Origin of the sequence: Streptomyces sp. AC512_CC834 (assembly GCF_019049325.1) — a bacterium.
Lineage (GTDB): Bacteria > Actinomycetota > Actinomycetes > Streptomycetales > Streptomycetaceae > Streptomyces.
Genome location: NZ_JAGMUO010000051.1, coordinates 2,651 through 7,117, shown reverse-complemented (window position 1 = coordinate 7,117; position 4,467 = coordinate 2,651). Strand labels below are relative to the sequence as shown.

Sequence of the window (4,467 nt, the reverse complement as noted above, 5' to 3'; positions counted from 1 at the left end):
TCGCATGCGTTTCATTCGCTGTTGATGGAGCCGATGCTGGAGGAGTTCCGTGGGGTGGTGGCGTCGCTGTCGTATGCGGAGCCGTCCCTGCCCGTCGTATCGAATGTGACGGGTGCTGTGGCGGTGGCGGGGCAGTTGACGGACCCGGAGTACTGGGTGCGGCATGTGCGTGAGGCCGTCCGTTTCGCCGACGGGATCGGTGCCCTGCAGGGGCAGGGTGTGGTGCGGTTTGTGGAGTGCGGTCCGGACCCGGTTCTGACGGGTCTGGCCCGGCAGACTCTCGACACGGCTGCTGACGACGTCATCTTCGCGTCCGTGCTGCGCAAGGACCGTGCGGAGGATGTGACGGCGGTGACGGCGCTGGGGCAGGTGTTTGCCTCGGGCGGCACCGTCGACTGGACCGCCTTCTACGCCGGACGCGGCGCTGAACGCGTCGATCTGCCCACCTACGCCTTCCAGCGCGAGCGCTACTGGATCGACGCCCATCTCGGGGCCGCGGATGTCGCCTCGGCCGGGCTCGACACCGCCGAGCACCCGCTGCTCGGCGCCACCATCACCCTCGCCGACAGCGACGGCGTGGTCCTCACCGGGCGCCTGTCCACGGACACCCAGCCCTGGCTCGCCGACCACGTCGTGGGCGACACCATCCTCTTCCCCGGCACCGGCTTCATGGAACTCGTCATACGGGCGGGCGACCAGGTCGGCTGCGACCTGGTCGAGGAACTGACCCTGGAGGCGCCCCTGGTGCTTCCCGAGCACGGTGGCGTGCAGGTACAGGTCGCGGTCGGTGCCGCGGAGGACACGGGCATCCGCACCGTCACCGTCTACTCCCGGCGGCAGGACTCCGCGACCGCCGACCTGCCCTGGACCCGGAATGCCACGGGTGTACTGGCCCCCGGCGCCCCGCAGGCCGAGAAGCCGACCGTCGCCCAGTGGCCGCCGGCCGGCGCCGTGCCCGTCGGACTCGACGGGCTGTACGAGGGATTCACCGAGGCCGGCATGGCCTACGGCCCGGTGTTCCGGGGCCTGACCTCCGTGTGGAAGTCCGCGGACGGGAATGAGGTGTATGCCGAGGTCACCCTTCCCGAGCAGGCCCGCGTAGGGGCCGAGCGGTTCGCGCTGCACCCCGCCGTACTGGACGCCTGTCTGCACGCCGCCGTCTTCACCGGGGCCATCGGGGAGCAGGGCGCGCTTCCGTTCGCGTGGTCCGGGGTGACGCTGCATGCCGAGGGTGCCTCGGACGTCCGGGTACGTCTGGTGCCCTCGGGCTCGGGCTCAGGCGCGGTGACGGTCGAGGTCATGGACATGGCCGGACAGCGGGTCGCCACGGTCGAGTCGCTCGTCCTGCGGCCCATCTCGGCCGAACAACTCGCCGCGGCCGGATCCGCCCACCGTGACTCCCTGTTCCGTCTGGACTGGACCGAACTGCCGGCCACCTCGTCGACGACGCCTGTCACCTGGCGCTACTGGGAGGACGTCACCGTACTGGACACGTCCGTACCGGACGTCGTCGTATGGCGTTGCGAGGCGGGGGCCGAATCCGGCAGCGCCAACGACACCACCACCGCGGAAGCCGTTCGGGCCGCGACGAACCGGGCCCTTGAGACCCTGCAGACCTGGGTCGCCGAGGAGCGCTTCGCCGAGGCACGCCTCCTGGTCCTCACCCGAGGTGCTGCCGCGCTGCCTGGCGAAGACGTCTCCGACCTCGCGGCGGCGTCCGTCCACGGACTGGTTCGTGCCGCCCAGTCGGAGAACCCCGACCGCATTCTCCTGGCGGACACCGACGAGGTGTCCGACCTCGACGCACTCGTCCGCTACGCCGTGGCGACGGGCGAATCCCAGCTCGTCGTACGGCAGGACGTACCGCACGCGGCACGGCTGGCGCGGGCCGCCGTCACCGGAGCCTCGGACTCGGGCACCGACTCGGACACCGACTCGGACTCGGGCACGGATCAGGGCACTGACCCGGGTACGGTGCTCGTCACCGGTGGCACTGGGGCGCTCGGCGCCCTGTTCGCGCGGCACCTGGTGACCGAGCGCGGAGTGCGCCGACTGCTGCTGACCAGCCGTAGCGGCATGTCCGCGCCCGGTGCCGCCGAACTCTGCGCGGAGCTGTCCGGCCTGGGGGCCGAGGTCGACCTACGGGCGTGTGACGTGTCCGACCGTGCGGCGCTCGCCGAGCTGCTGGACGGTGTGGCGCTCAGCGGTGTCGTGCACACCGCCGGCGTACTGGACGACGGCGTCCTCGGCTCGCTCACGCCCGAACGCCTCGACCGGGTCATGCGCCCGAAGGTGGACGCGGCGCTGAACCTGCACGAGCTGACCTCGGACCACAACCTCTCGATGTTCGTCGTGTTCTCCTCGGCCGCCGGCGTTCTCGGCGCCCCGGGCCAGGGCAACTACGCCGCGGCCAACGCCTTCCTCGACGCGCTCGCCGCACATCGCCGGGCCAACGGACTCGTGGCCCAGTCGCTGGCCTGGGGCCTGTGGGAGCAGTCCGGCGGCATGGCCAACACGCTCAACAGCACCGACCTCTCCCGTATCTCGCAGACCGGCATGCACGCGCTCACCGCCGAGCAGGGTCTCGCCCTCTTCGACGCGGCCCACGCCTCGGACGACCCGCTGCTCGTCCCCGCAGGTCTCGACCTGCCCGCGCTGCGCGCACAGGGCGAACACCTGCCGACCGTGTTCCGCACTCTCGTACCGGTGACGCGGCGGCGCAGCTCCTCCGGTTCCGCCGGTGAGTCGAGCGCGCTGCGCCGTCGGCTGGCCTCCCTGCCGGAAGGCGAGCGGCACGGGGCGGTCCTCGAACTGGTCCTGGGCCGGGCGGCCGGGGTGCTCGGACACGCCGGCGGTCACGCCATCGAGCCGAGCAGGGCGTTCCAGGAACTCGGATTCGACTCACTGACCGCGGTGGAGTTCCGCAACGCCCTCGGCGAGGCCGTCGGCATGCGACTGCCCGCCACCCTGGTCTTCGACTACCCGACCCCGGATGCCCTCGCCGGTCATCTGCTGGAGCAGGTTGCCGACACCCAGGACGTCGTCGCCGCCGCGGCACCCGTACTCGCCTACGACGACGAGCCGATCGTGATCGTGGGCATGGCGTGCCGTTTCCCGGGTGGTGTGGAGTCGCCCGAGGATCTGTGGCGGCTGGTGGCCGACGGTGCGGACGCCGTGTCGGAGTTCCCCGGCAACCGGGGCTGGGACGTCGAGCAGGTCTACGACCCCAGCGGTGAGCGGCCCAACACCACTTACACGCGCGAAGGCGGATTCCTGCACGACGCGGACCGCTTCGATCCCGACTTCTTCGGTATCAGCCCGAACGAAGCGCTGGTCATGGACCCCCAGCAGCGGCTGCTCCTGGAGACGTCGTGGGAGACGTTCGAGCGGGCCGGCATCGACCCCGCCGCCCTCAAGGGCAGCGACACCGGCGTGTTCGCCGGAATGATGTACCACGACTACGCGGCCAACAACAGCACAGGCGCCATCGCCTCCGGCCGCGTCTCCTACGTCTTCGGTCTTGAGGGGCCGGCGGTCACGGTGGACACGGCGTGCTCGTCCTCCCTGGTCGCCCTGCACCTGGCGGCCCAGGCCCTGCGCTCGGGGGAGTGCTCGCTGGCCCTGGCCGGCGGCGTCGCCGTGATGGCCACGCCTGAGGTCTTCGTCGAGTTCAGCCGCCAGCGAGGCCTGGCCTCCGACGGCCGCTGCCGGTCCTTCGCGGCCTCCACGGACGGTACGGGCTGGGGCGAGGGCATCGGCATGCTGCTGGTGGAGCGCCTGTCGGACGCACGCCGCAATGGCCATCAGGTGCTGGCCGTGGTGCGCGGCAGTGCCATCAACCAGGACGGGGCGAGCAATGGTCTGACGGCCCCGAACGGTCCGTCGCAGCAGCGGGTGATCCGTCAGGCTCTGGCGAGTGCGCGGCTGGGTGCCGATCAGGTCGACGTGGTGGAGGCGCACGGTACGGGTACGACGCTGGGTGACCCGATCGAGGCGCAGGCGTTGCTGGCGACCTACGGCCAGGGCCGTGCCGAGGGTCAGCCGCTGTGGCTGGGGTCGATCAAGTCGAACATGGGCCACACGCAGGCTGCGGCGGGTGCCGCGGGCATCATCAAGATGGTCATGGCGATGCGGAACGGCGTGATGCCGAAGACGCTGCACGTGGACGCTCCCACCCCGAACGTCGACTGGGACGCGGGTGCTGTGGAGCTGCTGACGGAGGCTCGGGAGTGGCCGACGGCCGAGGACGGGCGGCCTCGGCGTGCGGCTGTGTCGTCGTTCGGTCTGAGTGGGACGAACGCGCATGTGATCGTGGAGGAGCCGCCGGTGGTGGAACCCGCGGAGGCTGGGGCTGCGCGGGTTCCGGTGGGTTCGTCGGTGGTGCCGTGGGTGGTGTCGGGGCGTGGTGTGTCTGCAGTGGTGGCGCAGGCGGAGCGTCTCCATGCCTACGTCGACGGCGATGCCACG

At 71.2% G+C, this 4,467-nt stretch carries 1 protein-coding gene; it reads left to right on the top strand.

Annotated features, from left to right (window positions below; translation table 11 throughout):
* Positions 1–4,467, top strand: a 4,467-nt coding sequence (locus KUM40_RS41445) for a type I polyketide synthase (RefSeq protein ID WP_374227394.1), incomplete at both ends; no start/stop codon positions are given.